Genomic DNA, 24,333 nt, shown 5'->3' with positions numbered 1-24,333 from the left:
GGCCTCCACAGCCGCGGGGCCGCTTGTTTTTTGCCCCTGGGTTCCCTGCCGGCTCAAGCGGTGGGCAGCACCAGCTCCCCGTCGACCCGCACCGGCACCAGCCCCGCCCCGTCCCGCAGCTCCGGCGGCAGGGCGTGCTCCGGCGCCTGCTGCCACGCGAGCGGGCGCAGGAACCGGCGGATCGCCGTCGCGCCGACCGACGTGTGCAGCGTGTTGGTCGACGGCCACGGCCCGCCGTGGTGCTGCGCCCAGGTGACGGCGACCCCGGTCGGGTACCCGTCGTAGAGCACGCGCCCGGCCCGCGCCGCGAGGGCCGCCCGCGCGGCGGGCAGGTCGGCGTCGTCGGCGCCGCCGGTCAGGATGCTCGCGGTGAGCGACCCCTCCACGTGCCCGACGACGGCCACGGCCTCGGTCTCGTCCGTGTACCGCACGACGACGGCGAGCGGCCCGAAGCACTCCTCGACGAGCTGCGCGGTGAGCGCGGCGGCGTCGACCTCGAGCAGGGCCGGCCGGGTGCTGCCGGCGTCGGCGGGCTCGCCCTGGGCGCGCAGGACGGCGTCGTCGGCGCGGGCCGTCAGGCCCTGCTCGTAGGCGTGGGCCATGCCCGCCGTCAGGGCGGGCAGGGCCGGTGCCGCGCCGATCGCGCGGCCGAACGCCTCGACCACGCGGTCGCCGTCGGCCCCGGACGGGACCAGCACGAGGCCCGGCTTGGTGCAGAACTGCCCCCCGCCCTGGAGCACGGAGCCGGCCAGGCCCGCGCCGTACTCGTCCGCCTTGTCGCGGGCCGCGGACGGCGTGACCAGCACGGGGTTGATGCTGCTGAGCTCCCCGTAGAACGGGATGGGCGCGGGCCGCGCGGCGGCGGCGTCGGCCAGGGCGCGTCCGCCGGTGAGCGAACCGGTGAACCCGGCCGCCCGGATCGCGGGGTGCGACACCAGGGCGACGCCCGCGTCGAACCCGTGCACCAGGGCGAACGTGCCCGCGGGCGCGCCGACCGCGGCGATCGCGCGCTCGGCGAGCCGCGCCACGCGTTCCGACGTCGCGGGGTGCCCGGGGTGGGCCTTGACGACGACGGGGTTGCCCGCCGCGAGCGCCGAGGCGGTGTCGCCGCCGAGCACGGAGAAGGCGAACGGGAAGTTGCTCGCCGCGTAGACGGCCACGGGCCCGAGCGGCACCAGCATGCGGCGCAGGTCGGGGCGCGGGCCCATGGGGGTGTCGCCCGCGTGGTCGATCGTCGCCTCGAGGTAGCCGCCGTCGAGCACCACGCGGGCGAACGTGCGCAGCTGGTACGCCGTGCGGGTGAGCTCGCCGCCGAGCCGGGTGGGGCCCAGGGCCGTCTCCCGGTCGGCCTCGGCGACCAGCGCGTCGCGGTCGGCGTCGAGCGCGTCCGCGAGCGCGATCAGGAGCTCGGCACGCCGGGCGCGGGGCCAGGCGGCGAGGTCGGGGGCCGCGGCGGCGGCGCGGTCTGCGACGTCGTGCAGGGCTGCCGGTGCGGCCTCGCGCACCGGCAGCTCCCGGACCTCGCCGGTCCGGGCGTCCCGCGAGGACACGGGGCTCGTCGTCACATCCATGCCGTCGACCCGTCCTTCCGTACGGGCACCTTGCGTTCCCAGTGCACCCAGTCGTCCTGGGCCAGCGCGGACTCGTCGATCTCGATGCCCCAGCCGGGCCGGTCCGGCCGTAGCTCCAGGTGCCCGTCGACCGGCACGTACGGGTCGTGGCACCAGGCGACGTCGTCCGGCTTGTACTCCAGGATCGAGAAGTTCCACGTCGCCGCCGCGAAGTGCACGTTCGCGGCGGTCGCGAGCGGCCCCAGCGGGTTGTGCGGCGCCACGGGCACGTCGTGCGCCTCGGCCAGCGTCGCGATCTTGCGCATCTGGGTGAGCCCGCCGACCACGGCGATGTCGGGCTGGATGATGTCGGCGCCCTGCACGTTGAGCAGGCCGAGGAACTCGTTGGGCGAGTACAGGGACTCGCCCGTGGCGAGCGGCACCGTCATCTCCGCGCGGATCCGGCCCCAGGCGGGCAGGTACTCGGGGCGGATCGGCTCCTCGAGGAACAGCGGCTCGTTCGGCGCGAGCGCCGCCGCGAGGTCCACGGCCTGGCGCGGCTCCCAGAGGCAGCCGTGGGCGTCGAACGCGAACTCCCACTCCTCGGGGTGGCTCTCGCGGATCTGCCCGAACCAGTCGCCGAGCTCCCGCGCGACCAGCCCGAACCGCGACCGGTGCAGGTCGCGGCGGTAGGGGCTGAGCTTGAACGCGTCGACGCCGTGGTTCTCGTGCAGCGCGGCGGTGCGGTCGCGCAGCTCGGGGACGTCGGGGGCGTCATAGAGGCCTGCGTAGACGCGCACCCGGTCGCGGACGGCGCCGCCGAGGAGCTGGTACACGGGCACGCCGGCGGCCTTCGCCGCGATGTCCCACAGCGCGTGGTCCACCGCGGCGATGGCGGCCAGGCCCAGCGCCCCCTGCGGGAACCGGGCCGACTGGTGCAGCAGCTGGTTCACGTAGGTGACGCGGGTGGCGTCGATGCCCGCGATCTGGTCGGCGAGGTACTCGATGATCGCGGGGTACGCGAGGTCAGGGCCGTGGTTGTAGATCTCGGCCCAGCCGTCGAGGCCGCCGTCGGTGGTGATCCGCAGCAGCACGCGCGGGCGGTTGCCGACGCGCTGCAGGTACGTGGTCAGCCGGGCGATCTTCGTTCCGGTGGTCATGCCGTGGCCTTCCAGTCGTCGAGGATGCGCGTGATCGCGGCGCGGTCGGGCTCGCCCAGGACGGTGCTGGGCGGCCGCACGGAGCGGTCGCACAGGCCCATCTGGTGCATGGCCTCCTTGACCACCGACACGTTGTCCGCCGACCGGTCCCGGGCCCGGAGCTGCTCGAACTCCCGGATGCGGCGCCACACCGCGGACGCGCGGGCGGCGTCGTCCTGCCGCAGGGCGTCGAGCAGCCCGAACGAGACGTCGGGCGCCACGTTGACCAGGCCCGACGTGAAGGCCCGGGCGCCCGCCTGCCACGCTGACGGCGCGTAGGACTCGGCCAGCCCGGCGATCCACAGCAGGTCGGCGTCGGTGTCCTGCACCGTCTCGGCGAACGCGACCGGGTCCGGCACGGAGTACTTGATGCCCACCACGTTGGGCGCGGCCTGCGCGAGCGCCGCGATGTCCGTGCCCCGGACGACCGGGGAGCTCACGTACGGCAGCACGGCGAGGCCGGGCACGGCGTGCGCGACGGCGGCGGTGTACTCGACCCAGCCCTGCCGCGACATGTACGGCAGCACCGGCTGGTGCACCATGACGGCGTGCGCGCCGAGCTCGGCGGCCGCGCGTGCCTCGGCCTGTGCCGTGGCCGGGTCCAGCCCCACCCCGACGACGACGACGGCGCGGTCGCCCGCGGCGTCGGTCACGGTGCGGGCGACGTCGGCCCGCTCCCGCGGGGTCAGGGCGTAGAACTCGCCGGTGTTGCCGTTGGGCGTGATCGCGGCGAGCCCGGCGTCGACCAGGCGGCCGGCGAGCCGCCCGGTCAGGGCGAGGTCGACGGCGCCGTCGGGCGCGTAGGGGACTACGGGGATGCCGACGACCGTCCGCAGGCGTTCGACGATGTCGTGGTACCCGGTCATGATTCTCCGTTCTGAAGGGTGCCGGTCCGCGGGGATCCGGCGGGGTCCTGCGGGTCGGCGTCGGGCCGGCCGTCCTGCTGCTCGACGGGCTTGATGCGCACCCAGAGGCCGTAGATGGCGGCGCTGACCAGGCAGCTGATCGCGGCGAACACGAGCGGCCACAGGTAGGAGCCGTTCGACGCCGTCAGGGCCAGGCCGATGGCGATCGGGCTGATCAGGTTGCCGAGCTGCGAGCCGAAGTTCTGGAAGCCGGCCAGCGAGCCGACTCGGTCGGGGCTGGGGGAGACCTCGGCGGGCAGCGAGAGGATCGCGGCGCCCGCGAAGGAGTGCGCGGCGCTGGAGACCGTGAGGACCACCATGAGCACGACGTTGCTCTCCACGAACGGGCTGAACCCGATGCACGCGCTGAGCACGAGGCCCGAGATGATCGGCACCTTGCGCGCCACGTTCGGGGACAGGCCCGAGGCGAGCATGCGGTCCGAGACGATGCCGCCCAGCACGGTGGACCCGATGCCGATCACGGCGGGCAGCGCGCCGACCATGCCGAACTCGGCCTCGCTGAACCCGCGCTCGTTGAGCAGGTAGCTGGGGTACCAGGTCAGGAAGAACGCACCGGCGAGCGACCGGAAGACGTAGCCGAGCATGAGCGCCCAGGTCTGGTTGTCACGCAGCAGCGTGCTCCAGCGCACCTCCTCGCCGCTGTGCCGCACCATCTCGGCCTGGTCGGAGCGGATGTGGTCGAGCTCGGCGGCGTTGACGCGCTTGTGGTTCTGCGGGGCCCGGTAGATGGCGAGCCAGCCCACGATCCAGAGCAGGCCCACGGCGCCGATCACCACGAAGGTCCAGCGCCAGCCCGCGAAGACCGCGATCGACGTGACGATCGGGATGGACAGGGCCGAGCCGATCTGCTGGCCCATGTCGAACAGGCTGGACGCGAAGGCCCGCTCCCGGCGCGGGAACCAGGTGGAGACCACCTTGATGTTCGCGGGCTGCACCGGCGCCTCGCCGATCCCGAGCCCGAGCCGGAAGACGATCAGGCTCGTGACGCCGGTGGCGAAGGCGGTCAGCGCCGTCCAGACCGACCACCAGCCCACGGCGATGGGGTAGATGACGCGCGGTCCGAACTTGTCCAGGAGCCAGCCCGACGGCACCTGGAACAGGGCGTAGGTCCAGAAGAACGACGACAGCAGCACGCCCTGGACGGCCGGGCTGATGTGGAAGTCCTCCGAGATGAACGGCAGCGCGACGCTGAGGGCGGCGCGGTCGAGGTAGGCGATGGTCAGGCCGAGCGCCGAGAACGCGACGATCGTCCAGCGCATCTGGCTGCGCCGCGCACGGGCTGCGACAGCCACGGGCTGCTTTGTACTATTGAGCATCGTTGCTCCTTCATCGAGTGACGTGCGTGCTCCGCCATGGAGCACATGTTCCAGAGGTGCGGCCCGGGAACTTGGCGGTGAACGGGCTGCACCTCGTCTGCTTGGTCCTGCGGGTCAGGCGGTCGCACCTCCCTGGTGGAGCCGGTCGAGGAAGCCGGCGATGTGCCGGCGGGTCAGGTCCGCGGCGAGGTCGGCGTCGCCGGCCTCGGCAGCGGCAAGGATCTGCTCGTGCTCGCGCGCCTCGTCCCGCCAGCTCGGTTCCTTGGCCCACGTGGTGACCGCGGCCAGCGCCGTCTGGTCCCGCAGGCCCTCGAGCATGCCGGTCAGGATCGTGTTGTCGGCCGCGCCCCAGAGCGCCGCGTGGAAGGCCCGGTTGGCGAGGCTGCGCTGCGCGGGCTCCGTGACCTCGGCCGCGCGCTCGAGCGCTGCCCGCGCCCCGGCGGTGTCCATGCCGCGCAGCACGCTGCGCCGGGTCGCCTCGGGCTCCAGCAGCAGCCGGGTCTCGTAGATGGCGACGGCGTCGGCCTGCGTCAGCTCGCGCACGCGTACGCCGACGTAGGGCCGCACCACGACGAGCCCGCTCATCTCCAGGGTCTTGAGCGCCTCGCGGACCGGCGTCTTCGACATCGCCAGCTCCTGGGCGAGCTCCGCCTCGACGAGCGCCTGCCCGGCGGCGAGCCGGCCGCTGAGGATGCCCTCCTTGATGGTCGCGAGGGCGTGCTCCGTCCGGGAGGGCAGAGCGGTCGGGGCGGGAGGCGTCGTCGGCACGTCGTACATCATATATGACGCGCGGGGGTGGTCGGGAAATCGCTGGGTTCCGGCGGCCGGACCTGGAACTCTCGTGGCATGGACCTCGACGACACGGCCGGCCGCGCGCTGCCCGGAACCGCGCCGGACGGCGACCTGCTGGACCACGTGCGGGACTTCCTGCGCGGCTTCGAGCGGCGGCAGGCGGAGCGGGTCGTCGAGCTCCCTGGCGGGTTCGCGGTGCTCAGCCCCCGGTACGCGGCGTCCCACGACCACAACAAGCTGTGCTTCCGGGGTGGGGCCGGTGTCGGGGCGCCCGACGCGCTGCGGCTCGCGGACGACGTCCTCGGCGGGCAAGGGCTGCCCCACCGGCTCGTGGTCGTGGACGGCGACGAGGCCGGCGCGGCCTTCGCGGGGCCGTTCCAGCGGGCGGGGTACACCCACGACGTCGAGCTGATCATGGTCGAGCGCGGCGCCCGTCCCGCGGGCGGCCCGCGGCGGCCGGCCGGCGCTGATCCGGTCGTGGTCGAGCCGGTCACGGCCGACGACCTGGCCGACATGGAGCGGGACGGTTGGCGCGGGGCGCTCCCGGACGCGTCGCCGAAGGCGGTGGAGCAGCTCGTGGGCCGGCGCCGCGCACGGACGCGCGCCGCAGACGGTGTCGTGTTCCTGGCGGTGCGGGACGGCGATGACGTCGTCGCCCGCGCCGACCTCTATCTCGACCCGGCCCGCGGCCTGGCGCAGATCGAGGACGTCCTGACCGACGAGGCCCACCGCAACCGCGGCTACGCCCAGGCGCTGCTTGGCGACGCGACCCGGCGCGCCCGCGAGGCCGGCTGCGCGACCCGGTTCCTGCTCGCGGCGGCGGACGACTGGCCCCAGGTGCTCTACGGCCGCCTCGGGTACACGGTGATCGGGAGCCGGCACCTGTTCTCCCGCACCGGCTGACCGGGATCGGGCGTGTCAGACCCCACCCATAAGATCCCGATATGTACATATTCGATGGGGAAGTGGCTGGCCGGGAGGCCGCCGTCGACGGCGCGCCGGGCCTGGCGGACGCCGTGCGGGACAGCCTCGCGCCGCTGAAGGTGGCGCAGGTCTTCGACCCGGCGGTCGACCACGTGCTGCGGGGCGCCGGACCGGCCGTCCTGGAGCGGCTGCGCGAGCTGCCACGCGGAGCGCAGGTGCTCGCCGATCCGGACGGCTACCACGCGAACGAGCTGACGACGGCCGTCGCCGACCTGCATCCCGGATGGACCCGGCGGACCTCCGACGCCGCACGGCTCGCGATCTACCGGGTCGCGCCGGCCGACGTGCTCGCCCGGTTCGGGCAGGTGCTGCACGCGGCCTCCGCCCGGGCCGCGGAGCACGACGAGCGCACCTGGCTGCTCGTGCTGGCGCACGACGTGGCGCGGGTCAGCAACGTCAAGGACGTGCCGGACGCGGCCGACGCGGCCGACGTGCGGGAGCGGTGGGCCCCGGATCTCCTCGTGGACGTCGCCCGCGCCGGTGGCGCCGGTGCAGGGCCGGCCGTGCGCGCCACCCTGTCGGCACTGCTGTACGTGGACCACCCCTTCCCGGCGCGCGACCGACGCCGGATGCTGGACGGTGACCAGGGTGTCGCCTTCCTCGCCCGGCACACCGACGTGCTCGCCGAGGTCGTCGCCGGGCAGGCGTTCCACGTCCGGACCGACGTCGCGGCCCGGTGCGCACGCAGTCCGCAGGAGCACGCGGGCCTGGTCGCGGCGCTGGCCGTCGACCACGACGGCGGCGTCCGCGCGCAGGCGCTCTCGACCCTGTCCCTGCTCGACACGCCCCGGCAGGTCGACGTGCTGCGGCCTCACCTGCGGACCGTGCCGCCGGACCGGTTGGTGGACGCGCTGGCTCGCCTGGCCGACCTCGACGGCGGCGTCGAGGCGATCGAGGAGATCCTGGCGGGCGGTCCCGCCGGGGGCCCGGCTGAAAGCGCCGCCGGGCCGCTCGGCCCCGAGCGGGAGCGGCTGCTGCGCCAGGTCGTCCACCGCGTGCGCGTGCTGCGTCCGGCGCGCGGGGCCGTCGCCGTGCCCCCGGTGGCGGAGCCCGGTGACGCGGATCTGGCTCAGGAGCTGCGTGCCCTGGCCGCCCCGCGGCCGGGCGCCGAGCAGGACGAGGAGCGTGCCTGGCATGCCGTCGTGGGCCGCCTGGCGCTGGTGCCCGACGTGCGGGCCCTGCGGGACGCGCGCCGCGCCGCAGGCACGGTCGACGCGGACCGGTGGGCCGCCGGGCTGCTGGTCACCCGCACGGATCGCTGGGGCCGGAAGATCGGCGCCGCCCTGACGCCCGCGGACGCCGAACGCTGGTGGCCGCTGTTCGCCGAGCGCCTCGACCTCGCGGACGAGTACCTCGACGGTGGCGACGGCAGGCGGCACCCGGACGAGGAGGCCGTCGACACGAGGACGATGATCCTGACGATCCTCGAGCGCTTCCCCGTGGCCCCGGACCCCCTCGTGCCTCGCCTCACCTCGTTCGCGCTGGGTGCCGACCGGCACCGGCTGGCTGCCCGCCGCGTGCTCGGCGACCACCCGCGTGCCCGGGACGCCGCGCGTGCCGCACTGTCCGACGGCGACGCGAGCACGCGCACGTCCGCCGCGGAGTGGCTCGCCGAGCTGGGCGAGCCGGGTGTGACCGGACCGGAGCCGGGCTGGGAGTTCGGTCCGGGAGTGCTGCCCGCGTCGGTCCGGAACCTGCCCGCCGCCACGCTGTGGTGGCTGGACCGGTTCCGGGAGCAGGCGCTCGACCGGGGCGTCCCTGCGGGCGACGTCGACCGGTGGCTGGGGCTCGCGCGCCCGGTGCTGCGGACGGCGTCCGACCGCGGCGGCCCGGTCGTCGGCCGGCTCGGCAGCCCCCTGCTGCTCCCGCCGGACGTGCCCACGCCCGCCACGGTGTTCGACCCGGACTGGTCTGCGGAGTACCAGCTCATCGTCACGCTCGACCTGGCGGCGATGGCCGTGGGTGCGACCGATCTGGCCCTGCCGCCCGACGGACACCTGCTCCTGTTCGCGAACGTCGAGCTGGAGGACGAGCTCCTGGCGGGTGGCGCGGTGTACGTCCCGGCGGGCACGCCGGTCGAGGAGCGCGAGGCCTCGCCCGCCTACGAGCCCTACGAGTACGACTCGCCCGAGGACCTGGACGAGGCCTTGCGGCGGACCCCCGACCTCCGCCTGGTCCCGGGTGTGTCGCTGCCCTCCTGCCCGCTCGACGCCGAGGCCGAGGCGGAGCACCCGCACGCGGAGACGCTGCAGGAGGTCTGGTCCGCGCAGTCCGACGGGGGCGGCGAGTGGCAGCTCGGCGGCCACGCCTACGACTTCGACGGCTACGGGGACCCGGCTGCCGGCTCGGCGCACCAGGGGCCCGGCGAGGGGTGGTCGCGCCCGGAGGACTGGGTCGTGCTCGCGCAGTGGGTCGGGGTGCCGATGGGGATCCTGTACTGGACCATCACCCGCCAGGACCTCGGCGCGCGGCGCTTCGACCGGGTCGTCGTGCAGATGTACGCGAACCCCTGACCAGGCAATAGATCGAACAGGTGTTCGAGTAGAATGGAGGTATGTCCGGCGCCACGATTCTGCACGCCGACCTCGACGCGTTCTACGCGTCGGTCGAGCAGCTGCTGGACCCTGCCCTGCGCGGCCGGCCGATCGCCGTCGGCGGCGGGCCGCGCGGGGGAGTGGTGCTCGCGGCCTCGTACGAGGCCAAGGCGCACGGGGTGCAGGGCGGCATGCCGGGCTGGCGCGCGGCCCGGCTCTGCCCCGACCTCGTGTTCGTCCGGGGCCACTTCGGGGAGTACCAGCGGCTGGCCGACGCCGTGATGGCCGTCCTGGGCGACATCACGCCGACCGTCGAACGGATCTCGATCGACGAGGCGTTCCTCGACGTGTCGGGCGCGACGCACCTGTTCGGCCCGCCCGCGGCGATCGGGGCGCGGATCCGCGAGCGCGTCCGGGCCGAGGTGGGGCTGCCCATCTCGGTCGGCGCCGCGCGGACCAAGCACCTCGCGAAGATCGCGTCCCAGGTGGCCAAGCCGGACGGCCTGGTCGTCGTCGACCCCGGGGCCGAGCGGACCTTCCTCGACCCGCTGCCCGTCAGCCTGATCTGGGGCGTGGGCCCCGTCAACGAGCAGCGCCTGGCCGACCTCGGCATCCGGACGATCGGCGAGCTGGCGCGCACCCCGTCGTCCGCGGTCGAGCACATCCTGGGGCACGCCGTCGGGCACAAGCTCAGCGCGATGGCGCAGGACGAGGTCCCGCGCAGGGTCGTCACCAGCCGGCGCGCCCGCTCCGTGGGGGCACAGTCGGCGCTCAGCAGGCGCCAGCCCGAGCCTGACGACGTCCGCGAGGTCCTGGCGCACCTGTCCGACCGGGTCTCGCGCCGGCTGCGGGCCAAGGGACGCGCGGGGCGCACCGTGACGGTCGCGGTGCGGTTCGCGGGCATGCGGCGGGCCACCCGGTCCCTCACGCTCCAGGTGCCGGTCGCCGCAACGCTCACCCTCACCGAGGTCGCGGTGCGGCTGGCCTGGTCCGCGATCGACGACGCCGCGCCGTGCGAGATCACGCTGCTCGGCGTCTCCGTCTCGAACATCGCGGACCAGTCGGCGGTCCAGCTCGAGCTCGACCTCCAGCCGCCGGACCCGTGGCGCCCCGGTTCCGCGCCGGGCGTGGCGCGGGGTGCCGTCGACGAGTCGATGGACGCGATCCGCACCCGGTTCGGCGGGGACGCCGTCGGCTACCTGCCCGTTGTGCTGCGCCGCGGCGGCGCCGTGCCCGACGAGTTCCGCGAGCTAGCCGAGCACGACCTGTGAGCCCGGCGCGCCCCGCGCGGGTCACTCGGGGGAGTGCAGCGCCCCCAGGATGCCCTCGCCGTAGCGCTCCAGCTTGGCCTGCCCGACGCCGCTGATCCCGCTCAGCGCGTCCAGGTCGCCCGGCCGCTCGGTCGCCACCGTGCGCAGCGTCGCGTCGTGGAACACCACGTAGGCGGGCACACCCTGCTCCTTCGCGGCGGCCGCCCGCCAGGCGCGCAGCCGCTCGAAGACCTCCTGGTCGGCGTCGGACAGCGCCACGGCCTCCGCCTTGGCGCCCCCGGACCGGGCCGCCCGCCGGGCGCCCGCCGCCGGCGCCGGGTCGCGCCGCATCCGCACCTCGCGGCGCCGGCCCAGCACGTCCCCGCTGTCCTCGGTGAGCAGCAGCGTGCCGTGGTTCGAGTCCACCTCCAGCAGGCCCTGCGCCAGGAGCTGGCGCGCCACGGACCGCCACTCGCCGTCCGACAGGTCCTCGCCCACGCCGAACACGGTGAGCTGGTCGTGCCCCCACTGCGTGATCTTGGGCGTGGCCTTGCCCCGCAGGATGTCCACCACGTGCCCGACGCCGAACCGCTGGTTGCGCTCGCGGTCCAGCCGGAACACCGCGGACAGGAGCTTCTGGGCGGCGACCGTGCCGTCCCAGCCCTCCGGCGGGTTCTGGCAGGTGTCGCACGCGCCGCAGGTGCCCGGGTGCTCCTGGCCGAAGTAGCGCAGCAGCTGCGCACGGCGGCACTCCACGGTCTCACACAGGGCCAGCATCGCGTCGAGGTGGGACGAGAGCCGGCGCCGGTGCGCCAGGTCGCCCTCGGACTCGGCGATCATCTTGCGCTGCTGCACGACGTCGGCCAGCCCGTAGGCGAGCCACGCCGTCGACGGCTGGCCGTCGCGCCCCGCGCGGCCCGTCTCCTGGTAGTAGCCCTCGACGGACTTGGGCAGGTCGAGGTGCGCCACGAACCGCACGTCGGGCTTGTCGATGCCCATGCCGAACGCGATGGTCGCGACCATGACCACGCCGTCCTCCCGCAGGAAGGTGGCCTGGTTGGCCGCGCGCACCTGGGCGGGCAGGCCGGCGTGGTACGGCAGGGCGCGGATGCCCTGCTCGCTCAGCTGCTGCGCGGTCTTCTCGACCGACGCGCGCGACAGGCAGTACACGATCCCGGCGTCGCCCTCGTGCTCCGTGCGCAGCAGGTTCAGCAGCTGCTTGAACGGGCTGTCCTTGGGGGCCACCCGGTAGGTGATGTTGGGCCGGTCGAAGCTCGCCACGAAGTGCCGCGCCTGGACCAGGCCGAGGCGCTCCGCGATCTCCTCCCGGGTGTGCTGGGTGGCGGTAGCGGTCAGCGCGATGCGCGGCACCCCGGGCCAGCGTTCCGCCAGCGCGCCGAGGCGCAGGTAGTCGGGCCGGAAGTCGTGCCCCCACTGGGACACGCAGTGCGCCTCGTCGATGGCGAACAGGGCGATCGTGCCCTGGTCGAGCAGCCGCGCGGTGGACTCGACGCCGAGCCGTTCCGGGGCCAGGTACAGCAGGTCCAGCTCGCCCGAGCGGTAGGCCTGCTCCACCTGGCGGCGCTGGTCGGCGTCCTGCGTGGAGTTGAGGAACCCGGCGCGCACCCCGAGGGCCTCCAGGGCGTCCACCTGGTCCTGCATGAGGGCGATCAGCGGCGAGATGACCACGCCCGTACCCCGCCGCACCAGCGCGGGGATCTGGTAGCACAGCGACTTGCCGCCGCCCGTCGGCATCAGCACCAGGGCGTCGGCGCCCCCGGCCACCGTCTCGATGATGTCCTGCTGGTCACCGCGGAACGAGTCGTAGCCGAACACGTCGCGCAGCACGTCGAGCGGCGTCGGCGCCAGGTCGAGCGCGGAGGCGCTCCCGTCGAGCTCGGGTGAGGCGGTGTCCGGGTGAGTCATGGCGGCCAGTGTGCCAGCCGACACCGACACCCGCGACGCCCGCGCCACCCGGGCGCCCGCGGCCGCTAGCCGGCGAGCTCCCGCAGCGCGGGCAGCGCCCGCTCCAGCATGTCCCCGGTGGCGGTCAGGCTGATCCGGAAGTGCCCCGGGCGGTCGAACACCGTGCCCGGCAGCACGTACACGCCGCGCTCGGCGAGCGCGCCCGCGAACGCCACGGCGTCGCCGCCGGGTGCCACGCTCCACAGGTAGAACGTGCCCTCGGGGACGGTCAGGTCGTACCCGGCCGCGCCCAGCGCGCCCACCATCAGGTCCCGCCGGCGGGCGAGCTCGGGCACGTCGATCGACACCTTCTCCAGCGCCGGCACCGAGTACTGCATCACCGCGTCGGGGAAGCCCCAGCCCAGGCCCATCTGCAGCGGCACCAGGGCGGCGCGCAGCTCGGCGCGCTCGGCCACGGGGATCCGCGGCGACAGCGCGAGGTAGCCCAGCCGCTGGCCCGGCGCGAGGAGGATCTTGCCGTAGCTGTAGTCCACCAGGGTCCACGGGTAGCACGCGGCGGGGCTCGTGAAGCCGATCCCGTCGAACCGGATCCGGCGGTAGGGCTCGTCCGACAGCAGCCAGATGCGTCGGCCCGTACGCGCCGACGCCGCCTCCAGCACCGTGGCGAGCTCGTCCAGCCGGTCCCGGCCGTACACCCGGCCGGTCGGGTTGGCGGGCGAGTTCACGACGACGACGCGCGTGCGCGGCGTGATCGCCCGCGCGACCGCCTCGACGTCCAGGTCGAAGCTGCCCGCCGCCAGCGGCGCCCGGACCGGCACCACGTCGGCGGCCCGGAGCATCGGGGCGTAGAACCAGCCGGGCTCCGGGATCACGACCTCGTCCCCGGCGTCGGCCACCAGCCGGAACGCGACAGCGATGGCGCCGAACGCGCCCTGCGTCATCGCGATGTCCTCCGGCCCGAACGGCAGGCCCAGCTCGGCCGCCAGGCCCGCCGCGACCGTCTCCCGTGCCGGCGCGAGGCTCGTCTTGTAGGCGAACCAGTCCTCGGTCCGCGGCTCCACGTTGGCCCGCAGGGCGTCGACCAGCCCGGGCAGCGGCATCTCGTGCGGGTCGCCGAACGTCAGGTCGACCACACCGGGCTGCCCGTCCAGCGCCCGCAGCGACAGGAAGAACGAGGTGACGGGCTCGATCGCCTCCTGCGCCGCGCGAGCCCTCCGGGACAGGGACATGCCGTGCTCCTCCCGCGAGAATCCGGCGGCCCCCTGTGCTCCTCATGATGCCCCCGAACCGCGGGGCGCGACATCGCGCGGCGGGGTGGTCAGCGCCCCAGCTCGGCCGGCAGCAGCGCGAACGTGCGCTCGTGGGCCGTGCGGGCCTGCCGGGTCATGTACCCGGCCACGGGCCAGGGCGCGGTGACCTCGGTGGTCTCGGTGAGCACGGCGCCGTCGGGGGCGGACGTCGCCCGGGTCACCGTACGCAGCGTGCAGCCCGGTGCGGCGCGCACCGCCGACGTCATGACGTCGTCCGCCGACCGCTCCACGCGGGCCGGGAAGCGCAGGGTGTACCGCAGCGGGCCGAGCCGGGGCCGCTCGACGACCTGCCAGTCCTGCCAGGGGCCGTCGGGGCCCGTGCCGCTCGCGACGATCTCGGCGGACACCAGGTAGGGGTGCAGGCCGCGGTGCCGCGTGAGGTCGGTCAGGAAGTCGATCGCCGCGCGCGGGGCGACCGGGACGGAGGTGGTGAGCTCGAAGCTGCGGGTCGTCACGCGAGAAGTGTGGCGTACCCGGTCGTCGGGTCAGGCGCGGCGCAGGTCGTCGTACGTGGCCAGGGGGACCACCCCGGCCGCGGCCTCCGCGATGTGGGGGTCCCCGGCCACCAGGACGTCGGCCTGCAGGGTGGCCACCGCGAGGTACTCGGCCTGGGCGGTGTCGTCCCAGCCGAGCTGCCGCGCGACCTTCCACGCGGTCGCGCGTGAGACCCGGTCGCCGAGCAGCCGGATCTTGAGCGTGGCGAGCCGGTCGAGCAGCCGCCGCGCCGCCAGGTCGTCCAGGAGGCCGGCGGCCGCGTCGTGGTAGAGCATCGACATGGCGTGGCTGCGCAGCACCACCGGCGCGACCAGCGGCACGTGCGCCCCGGCGCCGGGGTCCTCGCGCACCAGCCGCAGCGCGGTGACCGCGTCGATCGCGAACCGGGTCGGCGTCGTCCGCGTCTTTCGCGCCGTGCCCGGGCTGTTCGTGGGTCCGTCCGTCGGTCCGTCCATGGGTCAAGGGAACACCCGACCACTGACACTCGCCGTCACGGATCGCCGCCCTGGCCGGTCGAAGGAGCGACAGGTGTGGACGACGAGAGGGCGAGACATGACGACCGAGACCCTGCCGCGAGCGGTCGAGATCCAGCCGGGGACGGTGGAGCCCGGGTCGGTGCGGGTGCGCGCCTACAGCGCGGGCGTGCTCGTGGCCGACGCCGACCCGCCGCTGCTGGTCTGGGAGCACCGCTTCTACCCGCAGTACTTCTTCGCGCCCGACGAGCTGTGGGCCGGCCTGCGCCCGGCGGGTCCGGGGCCGAGGTCGCGGAGCCTCGGCGTCAGCGAGCTGTTCGACGTCGTCGTGGGCGACACGGTGCTGGCGGGCGCCGCCCGGCGCTACCCGGAGGCGCCGGTCGAGGAGCTGCGCGACGCGGTGACGCTCGACTGGGCGGCCCTGGACACCTGGCTCGCCGAGGAGGAGGTGGTCCACACGCACGCGCGCGACCCCTACGTGCGGGTCGACGCGATGCCGTCCGCCCGGCACGTGCGCGTCGTGGTGGCCGGCGAGGTGGTCGCGGAGTCGCGCCGGCCCGTCGTCCTGGTCCAGACCGGGCAGCCGCCCAGGTACTACCTGCCGCGGGTCGACGTGCGGATGGACCTGCTGCGGCCCACCGAGACCGTGAGCTACTGCGCCTACAAGGGCACTGCCGCGTACTGGAGCGTCGACGCCGGCGGCAAGGTGCTGCGCGACGTCGTCTGGGGCTACGACACCCCGCTGCGGGAGGGGCTGCGGATCGCCGGGATGGTCTGCTTCTGGCCGGAGAAGAACGCGGACCTGGAGGTCTACGTCGACGGAGACCCGGCGGGTCGGGTCCCGCCACGCTGACTCCGGCCGCCGAGAGGGCGATGCTGGTGGGACGACACGAGAGGAACCACCATGCGAGCCATCACCGTCCAGGACCAGGAGGCGGGCATCGGCGGCCTTGCCCTGACCGACATGCCCTACCCGCGCGCCGCGGAGAACGACGTCATCGTGCGTGTGCACGCCGCCGGGTTCACGCCGGGGGAGCTCGACTGGCCCGGCACCTGGGTCGACAAGGCCGGGCACGACCGGAGACCGACCATCCCCGGGCACGAGCTGTCCGGCGTGGTGGCCGAGCTGGGCTACGGGACCACGGGCCTGACCGTGGGGCAGCGCGTGTTCGGGCTGACGGACTGGAGCCGTGACGGGTCGCTGGCCGAGTTCACCGCGGTCGAGGCGCGCAACCTCGCGCCGCTGGCGGCCGACCTGGACCACACCGTGGCCGCCGCCCTGCCCATCTCCGGCCTGACGGCCTGGCAGGGGCTGTTCGACCACGGCCGCCTGACGACGGGGCAGACGGTCCTGGTGCACGGGGCGGCGGGCGGCGTCGGTTCGATCGCGGTCCAGCTCGCCCGCGCGGCGGGCGCCCGCGTGATCGGCACCGGCCGCGCCGCGGACCGCGACGTCGCGCTCGACCTGGGTGCCCACGCCTTCCTCGACCTGGACGCCGGCGACCTGGGGGGCGGCGGCGCGGGGGCCGGCGAGGTGTCCGGCGGCGTCGACGTCGTGTTCGACGTCATCGGCGGCGACGTGCTCGACCGGTCGACCGAGCTCGTGCGGCCGGGCGGCACCGTCGTCACCATCGCCGAGCCGCCCCGCGTGCACCCGGCGGACGGGCGCGCGATCTTCTTCGTCGTCGAACCCGACCGGGCCCGGCTCGCCGACCTGGCCGAACGGGTGCGGTCCGGCCGGCTGCGCCCCGTCGTCGGGGCCGTGCGGCCGCTGGCGGAGACGGCCGACGCGTTCGCCCGGCGGCTCCGCGCGCCGGGCAAGACGATCATCGAGGTCGTGGCGGGGGAGTGACCTCGTCCATCGCCTGGTCGCCCAGCACGATCGCCAGCGCCAGCCGTTCGGCGTCCTGCGACCCGGGCTCGCAGGTGTAGACCATGATCCGCAGGTCGTCACCGGCCACCACGAGGGTGTCGCAGTCGGTCCGGATCCGCCCCACCTCGGGGTGGTCCACCACCTTCAGCCGCGCCGGTGACTCCTGCGGGCTCAGGTCGATCGCCTCCCACAGCCGCGTGAACTCGGCGCTCCCCTCCCGCAGGTCCGCCACGAGCCGCCTGACGTGCGGGTCCGCCGGGTAGCGGCTCGCCGTCAGCCGCAGGTCGGCGACCAGGCCCGCCACCAGCTCGGCCTCCTCCTGGTCGGTGTGCACCACCCGGGAGGAGGGCCCGAGCAGGTGCCGCCAGACGGCGTTGCGCTCCAGCCCGCGCCACGCCGTGGTCCGGCCCATCAGGGCGTCGTAGGCGGCGTTCGCCGTCACGAGGTTCCACATCGCGTCGTAGACCACCGCGGGGTGCCCGTCGAACCGGTCGAGCAGCCGCTGCACGCTCGCCGGGATGCGGCCGGAGACCATGCCGCGCCCCGGCGCCGTCAGCCCCGCGAGGCGGAACAGCAGCTCCCGCTCGGGATCGCTCAGCCGCAGCCCCCGCGCGATCGCCTCCACCACCTGGTCCGACGGCGCCGTGGCCCGCCCCTGCTCCAGGCGCGTGAGGTAGTCGACGGAGATGCCGGCGAGCTGGGCCAGCTCCTCGCGCCGCAGCCCCGTGGCGCGGCGCCGGGCGCCGACGGGTACCCCCACCGAGGCGGGGGAGACCCGGTCGCGCCAGTGTCGTATCGCCGGTCCGAGCTCCATGACCCCAGTCTGCGCCCCGCCCGCGGGGCCTGTGGTGGCCCTGCCAGTCCTACGACAGGGCGACGACTGCCTCCGGCCGCCAGGGCGTCCCACGATGGCCGCATGACGACCTCAGACACCGGAACCGTGCTCATCACCGGACCGACCGGCGGCCTCGGCCGCTCCGCCGTCCTGGCCATGGCGCGCCGCAGCCCCGAACAACGGCCCGACCTGCTCCTGGTCGGACGCCCCGGAGCCCGCCTGGACGCGATCACCGCCGAGGCCAGGGCGGCGGGCGCCACCGCCCACGCCGTCGGCGCCGACCTGGGCAGCCTCACCGACGTCCGCGCGGCCGCGAAAGAGGCCCGCCGCCTGCTGGACGACGGCGCCGTCCGGCCCCTGCGCGCGATCATCGGCAACGCCGGGGTGTCCGTGGCCGACACCCACGCGACCTCCGCCGACGGGCACGAGCTCACCTTCGCGATCAACCACCTCGCGCACGCCCAGCTCGTGCGCGACCTGGCCGGGGCGCTCGCGGCGCCGGCCCGGATCGTGCTGCTCGGCTCCAACACCTACTACCTGAACACCCCGCGCCGCCTGCTCGGCGTGCCTGAGGCCGTCTGGCGTGACCCGCTGGACCTCGCCCGGCCGACGCCGGCCGGGTCGCCGTCCGGCACCCGCGACGCCGGGACCGCCTACTCGAACTCGAAGCTCGCGGTCCTCTACTACGCGCACGAGCTGCAGCGCAGGCTGCCCGACGGCGTCGCCGTGTCGGTCTTCGAGCCGGGCTTCATGCCGGGCAGCGGCCTGTCCCGGGAGCACGGTCCCGCGATGCAGCGCATCGGCCGCGCGGTAGGCCGGATCCCCGGCGTCTCGACACCGGAGCGGTCGGGCCCGCTGCTCGCGGCCATGGCGCTGGAGGACCGCTGGGCGTACCTGCGCGACGGCGCGTTCGTGGTCAAGACCGCGGAGCGCGAGGTGGAACCGTTCGCGCACGACCGGGAGCGTGAGGCGCGCCTCTGGGCGGTCACGGAGCAGCTCCTGGGCTGACGCGAAGCGCCTGGTCTGGCCGGTCGGCGGGCCTGACCAGGGCCGCCGTCGGCGGGCTCCGGGCGCCGTCCCGGCGGTCGGTCCCGAGAGCGGCCCAGGTCACACGCTTTTCGATTCGGACCCGACCCGTTCTGCGTGCTATGTTTTTCCACGCACCGGGAAGGCGGAAACGCCGAGAACGGGTCACCTGTCCGGGTGGCGGAATGGCAGACGCGCTAGCTTGAGGTGCTAGTGCCCTTTATCGGGCGTGGGGGTTCAAGTCCCCCTCCGGACACTCTTATCCCCGCTGTGACCAGCGGGTTTACCGAGCAGATGAACGCCGAGTGCCTCGTAGAGGTCTCGGCGTTTTTTGTCTGTCACGGGGGCTCAGCACCTGGAGCGCTACACCGACGATCGCCAGGTCCTCGGTCGGCCGCTCGACGTCGAGCGACGATGCGATGGCGGCGTACTTGTGGCCGCGACATGCTCTGGCCTGCGGGTCTGTGTGCGCGTCGTTGTTCGACGGTGTAGTCGCGACTCGCCGTGCCGTGGACAGCAGCATGGAAGACACGCCCGGTATCGCCGGCGTCACCGACTTCATAAGGGCGGATCAGGAGTTTCGTGGTCGGCCGGACGTCGTCAGTCATGTTCGGAAACTGTCGCGCCTCTGACCAGTGAGCTGCTGGCGCGACGAGGACGCGCTTGCGCACTCGCACGGCGACTGCCTGGTCGGCGCGGAGGCGCGCTCCTGTCATGCTCGGGCTGTAGTGCTGTCGGCGCTGGCCAGCCGGGCGGAGAGCCCCGCGACCGCGAGGCATGCCACGACGGGGACGGTCAGGGGCCAGCCCGCGACGTCGGCGTCCCAGCGTCCGCCGCCCAGGATGCCGACGATCCCGGCCAGGACCGTCACGCCGAGTGCGCCGCCGAGCTGGTTGGTGACGAACAGGATCGTGGTGCCGGGCGCGATGCGTTCGGGCGGCAGGGCGCGGTAGATGGACGAGACGGTCGGGCTGCCGACCGAGCCGATCCCCAGCCCCACGACCAAGCCGAGCACGGCGTACAGGGCGATCCGGGCGGCGCCGTCGAGCAGCCCGGCCAAGAGGTAGCCAGCGAAGCTGGCGGCGGCCACGCCGGCCCCGACTCGTACGAGCAGACCGGTGCTGACCGAGTCCGAGAGCCGGCCCGTGACCGGCATGGCGATCAGGGTGCCGAGGCCATACGGTGCCACCAGCAGGCCGGCAACCGCAGGCGAGAGGCCGCCGACCGACTGAAAGAGCTGGGGCAGTCCGAAGAACGCCGGATACACGGCCGCACCGAGCAGGGCCATCACACCCACTGCGGCACCGTAGCCCCGTGCGGAGAACGTGCCGAGGTCGACGACTGCCGTCGTGCCCCGGTGCCGGGCCCACCGCACGAACGCGAGCAGGGCGAGGGCGCCGACCACTGTGAGGGCGATCGCGAACGGGTCGACGCCCGCCGGCGCGGCTGCGCGCGAGAACCCGGCGAGCAGTGCCGTGGTCGCGGCCGAGAGCAGCAGGAGCCCGATGAGATCGAGGGCGGCCGGGGCGCGGTCGTCGTCCCGCACCACGAGGAGCGACACGACCCACAGGAACGCCGAGGCCACCGCGATCGCACCGAACACCCAGCGCCAGGGGATAAACCACCAGGTCAGGACTGGTTTGCACAGTTCAACACATGAACCTGTCCTTGTGCTTGAGCACTCGACCGCGGCTGCGCGGCGAGTCTGCATTCCGTGGAGGACCGATCGTGACACCTGACGAGGGCTGGAGTGCGGCTGACTACGCTGTCGTTAATGTCGAGGGCAACAGGGCACAACCGCCCCACCTGATCGAGCCCGTGCTCGCCCTGGTCCGTCATGGCAGCATCGACTGGCGCGGACGTGGTTGGTTCGGCCGCCGGAACCGATCACCTGGCGGGCGCGCAGAGTCCACGGCATTAGCAACGACGACGTCTCACACGCCCCCAGAGATCGGTCGTCCCTTGGCGTCACGCTGGACCCAGCGGCGAGGGAACTCCTGGGGCAAATTGAGGTCACGGAAGTGATCAGCTGGCCCATCTAAAGCTCGAGGAGTTGGGCGACAACCAGCCCGGTGACGGATGGCTCAGGCTTCGTCGATCCACCGGAGCCACGCCTGCGGTGTCGATGTTTGCCGAAGTAGCGGCAGGCGGATGTTGTCATTGGGATTGCTCAGGCTATCCAGGATCACTTCACGTGCGCGAGCCTGCTCGTCAGGGGTTGGGCCGAGCGGCAGGAGCGCGTTGATGTACTCCCTCAGCTGCGGATCGAACCAGTGCTGTCCGGGCGCGGCATAGTTGGCTTCTGCGGACCGCAGTCGTTCTCGAGCAACTTCACGGTCTCGACGCGTCGGCTTCAGCCGCGGCAACACGGTTGCTGCCTCGACAATTGTGCTTGCGTCGGAATCCTGAATCGAACGCAGAACTATTTCTCGCGCTCGGGTCAATTCGGCATGAGTCGGGCGGAGCGACAAGAGCGCTCTGGTGTTGGACGTCAGGTTCTCATCGAGACGTTCGAGCAGGACTTCCCGCGTATGCGTACGCTCATCCTCAGTCGGATCGAGGCTTGCGAGCCATTCTGCAACGTCGTCGGTGTACGCATGGTCTCCAGTTTCCAAGATATGCAATACCTGCCGACGAGCTCGTGCGGTGTCCGTAGTGCTGGGTCCTAGCAGAGTGAAGGCATCGAACATCTCATCGTCAACGTCATACTGATTGCCAATAGCGATCAGCATGATCTCGATAGCGCTTCGCCTGTCGGAAACGGTCGCGTCCAGGGAAACGAGGGCTTTGACTACTTCCCGCACCTTCCACGCTCGGGTGTTCTCCGCGAGCTGGCGAATCAGGATGGAGCGCGCTCGTTCCTTCTGCTGACCCGTGGGGTTGATGCGAGCGAGCGATCGGGCCTGCCACGCGGAGTGTTCCGTGACATGTTCGTTCGTCTGGTCCATCTTCGACAGAAGGACCTCTGCGACTACGTCACGTTGCGCTCGTGAGGGGTCGATTTGATGGAACGCTTCGGCGAGGTCCCGTTCCATGCCGCCCCAGTACTGAACTGCGGAGATGAAAGCGTTGCGCACGTGTTCGAGCTCGCCCTCTGGCCGCTCGAGGAGCTGCATGCCTCGGACGATGTAGAGCCCATAGTCCACGCCCCCGAGATCTTCTCGCAGTCGATCGGCGACGCGGGCACGTTCAACTTCGCTCTGGGCGAGGAGTGTCAAACCCTCGGGTGCTAGGTGAATGAACATTGCCAGGTCGTTGCCGTGGAGGGCGTCGTTTCCGTTGGGCAGGCCGACAAGAATGTCCAGGAGCGCTGGTCGGTCAACCTCGTTGATGTGCCCCATGCCCACGCTCCCGACCAGGAGCTCAAACCTGCCACCGTCGGCGGCAGTTTCCAGCCTGTCCATGAGGGCACTTCGCAACGTCAACCGGTCGGCGTCGGTGTGTGCTAGCCCGGGGAGGTCCTGGCCGTCGAAGTGCACATACTTTTCCCAGTCGCTTTCACGGAAGCGCTTTTCGCGTGTGCGAGCTGCCATCCGGTCCACGACTTGCCTGATTACCTCGGTGTTTGAGGCGTGCCAATGCGCTGTACGTGCCATTCTGTCCGGCCATACAACCGCGTTTCGGATGCGGCACGCCTGAAGGATCGCCTGATGGTCTTGGCGCCATTCGGCCGGGTCGGATTCCTCTGCCACAGCGAGGAGGAAGCCGTCCAGCTCATGTCCGGCACGTGCCACTGTGCCGTCGGTTGCTGACAGCGGTGTGCGAACAGCGGTGAGGATTCGTTCAAAGAGCTCTCCACGGTGTGCACGATTGTGGGCAGCCACAGCAGCTGGTGCCGCTGTCTGCCAGTCAGGGTCGAACCATAGGTGGGGAAGCAGTGTCCGAAACGCGTGATCGGCATCGAGCGCTGAGACGTGCAGGGCAACGAAGTGCTCAAGCAGTGTCCGGTGGACGAATCGGCGGACTGTGCGTCCAACTGGCCCACCCGAGTTGGTCCTTGGTGCGATTTCCTCCAGTGCGACGGCGTCAACGGGAGCAGGCTCATTCGGTGTGGTGAAGGTGTCAGCCCAGTTACCCAGCCCGGTATAGGTGTCGTCGGAGGAGCCGACCGCGTGCCATGCCCACTGGCCGAGGATTCGTACGCGCTCTTCGTGGCGTAGCGGCTCGTTCATGCCGAGGTTTTTGTCGTAGCGCTTGAGGAGTTGGCTGGCAAGGGCGTCGTAGAGGCGGTGGCGCCTGGTTGGCAACCCTCTTTCCGGGTCATGCTCGGTGAGCAGGCAATAGATCGTGAGCATCAGCGGGGAGCCTGCCGGGCCTGCCAGCTCGGGACGAGCGTGGATCTGCGTGAGGAGCGTGGTCGCAAGGTCCTGGTCGAACTCGAACCAGGAACGCACGAATGCGTTGACTTCGCTCGGGTAGGACAGGTCTTGAAGATCTGCGATCCCAAGTCCACGGCTGCTGGGGAGCGTCGAGGCGGTCCGTTCCCACGCCGCAGGTCGGCTAGTCACAACGACTCGCCAGGCAGGAAGAAGCGACGTCAGCTCGTGTAGTCGGTTCGCCTGCCCTTGGTGATTCGCGGCTTCGTCGAGCGAATCGACGATCAGCAGTACTCGGGTAGCCGGATCCAGGAGGAACTGCTTGACCGCCGCGTCGCCGGCTGTGACGCTATGGCCAGAGCCAGCGGCGAACGACGCATCTACGAGCGACTCGCGAACCCCTCCACCGGAGCCGCTCCACTGGTCCCAGGTCACAAAGACCGGGACTTCGATGTCACTGAGCACTGCTCCGCTGGCCAGGCTGTCGAGGGCACGGTCCGCGGCCTCCCGGGCGTATGAACGGCTAAGCCAGGTCTTGCCTGATCCAGGCCCACCGAGCACGACAAGCATCTCGTGCCTCTGCAGCGCATCTTCGTCGGAGAGGGTTCTACCCTGTCCGCTGGCGCCACTGGTGGCGGGCGGTCGCAGATGCACACGACGTGGCATGGTGATCTGAGTCTGAAACCCCCAGACCGGTCGGTCCCAGTCTGCTAGTCGCGTGGTCAGGTAGTTGATCACCTGGTTCTTGGTCGGGGCACCGACCTGCTGCAGCCTGCCGACCTGGGTGATGAGCTCGTCAACTCTGACCCCGAGGGACGCGAGACCTGGTACCGCTGGCTCTGCCGTCTGCAATTCCGCGATGAGGGTGTCGTAGACCACGCGGATCGCTCGCTCAGCGATTGCGTACCGATTATCTGGTCCCCAGCGCTTGATCTGTCCGCCCCACGCGGGGTCATTATGGGCTGCTTGAATCACGCGATCCGAAGCTACTTCGGAGTCGTAGTTGGCATCGGCCAAGGTGGTTGGCGTCGCGTTGAGATCGCCCAGGGTCTGCTTCGCCAGTGCCAGGCCCGCTTCCAGATCCTCTTGAAGGCCCTCGCGGGTCGCCCACCTACGAACCTGGTCCACGACCTTCTCGTCTATCCCCATCTGCGCCGGTGGTGCGGAAAATGCACTCCGAAGCACTGCAGCGCTAACAGTTCCGGAAAGAGGCAGAGCCTGGTCCAGCGCAGCGATCGCGATGGCAACCAGGGAGTCCACGGCCCTCTGGCGACCGTTCAACGGCGTCGACATGCTGAGCATCCTCTCAGGACCAGCCGTCGGCGCCACGGGGCCAGCCAGGGAGTCCGCGCTGGCCGCCATAATTGCCATCGGATGGGAATCCCGTATACAGGTGCGGGCCTTCTGTGCTTGAAGCCTTGGATTGCTCGAAGATGAACGCGGGCACAGATTTCGGCCCCGGGGCAGTCTCGGCCTGCTCCGCCGGCGCTGGGCGACGTGGTTGCCGGAGTTTGGGTGTTGTGGGTCC

18 protein-coding genes and 1 tRNA gene are annotated in these 24,333 nt (G+C 72.5%); 7 read left to right on the top strand and 12 right to left on the bottom strand.

All coding sequences use genetic code 11. From position 1 onward, the window contains the following. Positions 1-53: 53 nt before the first annotated feature. The 5 genes from ACFU5G_RS04475 to ACFU5G_RS04455 form a co-directional block, all read right to left on the bottom strand. Entirely contained in the window at positions 54-1,571 is a 1,518-nt protein-coding gene (locus tag ACFU5G_RS04475) for an aldehyde dehydrogenase family protein (protein ID WP_377241199.1), read from the bottom strand. Beyond that, a complete protein-coding gene (locus ACFU5G_RS04470) occupies positions 1,562-2,710 on the bottom strand; it encodes a mandelate racemase/muconate lactonizing enzyme family protein (protein WP_377241197.1) in 1,149 nt (382 codons plus the stop codon). The genes ACFU5G_RS04475 and ACFU5G_RS04470 overlap by 10 nt, the downstream gene beginning before the upstream one ends. Then, entirely contained in the window at positions 2,707-3,615 is a 909-nt protein-coding gene (locus ACFU5G_RS04465; RefSeq protein ID WP_377241195.1) for a dihydrodipicolinate synthase family protein, read from the bottom strand. The genes ACFU5G_RS04470 and ACFU5G_RS04465 overlap by 4 nt, the downstream gene beginning before the upstream one ends. Beyond that, entirely contained in the window at positions 3,612-4,967 is a 1,356-nt protein-coding gene (locus ACFU5G_RS04460; RefSeq protein ID WP_377241193.1) for an MFS transporter, read from the bottom strand. Before ACFU5G_RS04460 ends, ACFU5G_RS04465 begins: the two co-directional genes overlap by 4 nt. A gap of 138 nt (positions 4,968-5,105) precedes the next feature. Beyond that, positions 5,106-5,768, bottom strand: a complete 663-nt coding sequence (locus ACFU5G_RS04455; RefSeq protein ID WP_377241201.1) for a GntR family transcriptional regulator — start codon at positions 5,766-5,768, stop codon at positions 5,106-5,108. A 69-nt stretch (positions 5,769-5,837) separates the two neighbouring features. Between ACFU5G_RS04455 and ACFU5G_RS04450 the strand changes: the two genes are divergently transcribed. The 3 genes from ACFU5G_RS04450 (at position 5,838) to dinB (ending at position 10,572) form a co-directional block, all read left to right on the top strand. Further along, complete coding sequence (locus ACFU5G_RS04450) at positions 5,838-6,686, top strand: GNAT family N-acetyltransferase (protein WP_377241191.1); 849 nt, start codon at positions 5,838-5,840, stop codon at positions 6,684-6,686. Between the two features lie 62 nt (positions 6,687-6,748). Continuing rightward, on the top strand, positions 6,749-9,280 hold the full coding sequence (locus ACFU5G_RS04445; RefSeq protein WP_377241189.1) for a hypothetical protein: 2,532 nt from the start codon (positions 6,749-6,751) through the stop codon (positions 9,278-9,280). Between the two features lie 41 nt (positions 9,281-9,321). Then, positions 9,322-10,572, top strand: coding sequence for a DNA polymerase IV (gene dinB, locus ACFU5G_RS04440; protein ID WP_377241187.1), 1,251 nt, complete (start codon positions 9,322-9,324; stop codon positions 10,570-10,572). Positions 10,573-10,593: 21 nt separating this feature from the next. Here dinB and recQ read toward each other — a convergent pair whose 3' ends face one another. The 4 genes from recQ to ACFU5G_RS04420 all read right to left on the bottom strand — a co-directional run bounded on the left by recQ (position 10,594) and on the right by ACFU5G_RS04420 (position 14,737). After that, a complete protein-coding gene (gene recQ, locus ACFU5G_RS04435) occupies positions 10,594-12,477 on the bottom strand; it encodes a DNA helicase RecQ (RefSeq protein ID WP_377241185.1) in 1,884 nt (627 codons plus the stop codon). Positions 12,478-12,542: 65 nt separating this feature from the next. Beyond that, complete coding sequence (locus ACFU5G_RS04430) at positions 12,543-13,706, bottom strand: aminotransferase class I/II-fold pyridoxal phosphate-dependent enzyme (RefSeq protein WP_377241183.1); 1,164 nt, start codon at positions 13,704-13,706, stop codon at positions 12,543-12,545. Between the two features lie 89 nt (positions 13,707-13,795). Beyond that, on the bottom strand, positions 13,796-14,242 hold the full coding sequence (locus ACFU5G_RS04425) for a hypothetical protein (RefSeq protein ID WP_377241181.1): 447 nt from the start codon (positions 14,240-14,242) through the stop codon (positions 13,796-13,798). Between the two features lie 30 nt (positions 14,243-14,272). Next, positions 14,273-14,737, bottom strand: coding sequence for a hypothetical protein (locus tag ACFU5G_RS04420; protein WP_377241179.1), 465 nt, complete (start codon positions 14,735-14,737; stop codon positions 14,273-14,275). 97 nt (positions 14,738-14,834) lie between these two features. Between ACFU5G_RS04420 and ACFU5G_RS04415 the strand changes: the two genes are divergently transcribed. Next, positions 14,835-15,608 carry a DUF427 domain-containing protein gene (locus tag ACFU5G_RS04415; protein WP_377241177.1) on the top strand — a complete coding sequence of 258 codons (774 nt, stop codon included), beginning with the start codon at positions 14,835-14,837 and terminating at the stop codon, positions 15,606-15,608. 51 nt (positions 15,609-15,659) lie between these two features. Beyond that, positions 15,660-16,607, top strand: a complete 948-nt coding sequence (locus tag ACFU5G_RS04410; RefSeq protein ID WP_377241175.1) for an NADP-dependent oxidoreductase — start codon at positions 15,660-15,662, stop codon at positions 16,605-16,607. On the opposite strand, the gene ACFU5G_RS04405 is transcribed toward ACFU5G_RS04410, so the two are convergent. Next, positions 16,582-17,442, bottom strand: coding sequence for a helix-turn-helix transcriptional regulator (locus ACFU5G_RS04405; RefSeq protein WP_377241173.1), 861 nt, complete (start codon positions 17,440-17,442; stop codon positions 16,582-16,584). The genes ACFU5G_RS04410 and ACFU5G_RS04405 overlap by 26 nt on opposite strands. 102 nt (positions 17,443-17,544) lie before the next feature. On the opposite strand from ACFU5G_RS04405, the gene ACFU5G_RS04400 reads away from it, so the two are divergent. After that, entirely contained in the window at positions 17,545-18,471 is a 927-nt protein-coding gene (locus ACFU5G_RS04400; protein WP_377241171.1) for an SDR family NAD(P)-dependent oxidoreductase, read from the top strand. Positions 18,472-18,660: 189 nt separating this feature from the next. After that, positions 18,661-18,745, top strand: a tRNA-Leu gene (locus tag ACFU5G_RS04395). A gap of 456 nt (positions 18,746-19,201) precedes the next feature. Here the strand turns inward: ACFU5G_RS04395 and ACFU5G_RS04390 are convergent. Together ACFU5G_RS04390 and ACFU5G_RS04385 are read right to left on the bottom strand one after the other, a co-directional pair. Then, entirely contained in the window at positions 19,202-20,200 is a 999-nt protein-coding gene (locus ACFU5G_RS04390) for an MFS transporter (protein WP_377241169.1), read from the bottom strand. A 373-nt stretch (positions 20,201-20,573) separates the two neighbouring features. Continuing rightward, the gene (locus ACFU5G_RS04385; RefSeq protein ID WP_377241167.1) at positions 20,574-24,098 is read right to left on the bottom strand and encodes an NACHT domain-containing protein; all 3,525 of its coding nucleotides are present in this window, start codon (positions 24,096-24,098) and stop codon (positions 20,574-20,576) included. Positions 24,099-24,333: the final 235 nt, after the last annotated feature.

Origin of the sequence: Promicromonospora sp. NPDC057488, assembly GCF_042802395.1 — a bacterium.
In the GTDB taxonomy this organism is placed as follows: Bacteria; Actinomycetota; Actinomycetes; order Actinomycetales; family Cellulomonadaceae; genus Promicromonospora.
The sequence above is the reverse complement of the archived record's forward strand: the minus strand, read 5'-3'. Positions and strand labels throughout refer to the sequence as shown.

Excerpts from the sequence above, each read along its gene's own strand:
- ACFU5G_RS04475 (WP_377241199.1), bottom strand. The coding sequence starts at position 1,571 with ATGGATGTGACGACGAGCCCCGTGTCCTCGCGGGACGCCCGGACCGGC.
- ACFU5G_RS04415 (WP_377241177.1), top strand. The coding sequence starts at position 14,835 with ATGACGACCGAGACCCTGCCGCGAGCGGTCGAGATCCAGCCGGGGACG.
- ACFU5G_RS04455 (WP_377241201.1), bottom strand. The coding sequence starts at position 5,768 with ATGTACGACGTGCCGACGACGCCTCCCGCCCCGACCGCTCTGCCCTCC.
- ACFU5G_RS04470 (WP_377241197.1), bottom strand. The coding sequence starts at position 2,710 with ATGACCACCGGAACGAAGATCGCCCGGCTGACCACGTACCTGCAGCGC.
- recQ (WP_377241185.1), bottom strand. The coding sequence starts at position 12,477 with ATGACTCACCCGGACACCGCCTCACCCGAGCTCGACGGGAGCGCCTCC.
- ACFU5G_RS04465 (WP_377241195.1), bottom strand. The coding sequence starts at position 3,615 with ATGACCGGGTACCACGACATCGTCGAACGCCTGCGGACGGTCGTCGGC.
- ACFU5G_RS04405 (WP_377241173.1), bottom strand. The coding sequence starts at position 17,442 with ATGGAGCTCGGACCGGCGATACGACACTGGCGCGACCGGGTCTCCCCC.
- ACFU5G_RS04390 (WP_377241169.1), bottom strand. The coding sequence starts at position 20,200 with ATGCAGACTCGCCGCGCAGCCGCGGTCGAGTGCTCAAGCACAAGGACA.
- dinB (WP_377241187.1), top strand. The coding sequence starts at position 9,322 with ATGTCCGGCGCCACGATTCTGCACGCCGACCTCGACGCGTTCTACGCG.
- ACFU5G_RS04420 (WP_377241179.1), bottom strand. The coding sequence starts at position 14,737 with ATGGACGGACCGACGGACGGACCCACGAACAGCCCGGGCACGGCGCGA.
- ACFU5G_RS04400 (WP_377241171.1), top strand. The coding sequence starts at position 17,545 with ATGACGACCTCAGACACCGGAACCGTGCTCATCACCGGACCGACCGGC.
- ACFU5G_RS04450 (WP_377241191.1), top strand. The coding sequence starts at position 5,838 with ATGGACCTCGACGACACGGCCGGCCGCGCGCTGCCCGGAACCGCGCCG.
- ACFU5G_RS04385 (WP_377241167.1), bottom strand. The coding sequence starts at position 24,098 with ATGTCGACGCCGTTGAACGGTCGCCAGAGGGCCGTGGACTCCCTGGTT.
- ACFU5G_RS04430 (WP_377241183.1), bottom strand. The coding sequence starts at position 13,706 with ATGTCCCTGTCCCGGAGGGCTCGCGCGGCGCAGGAGGCGATCGAGCCC.
- ACFU5G_RS04410 (WP_377241175.1), top strand. The coding sequence starts at position 15,660 with ATGCGAGCCATCACCGTCCAGGACCAGGAGGCGGGCATCGGCGGCCTT.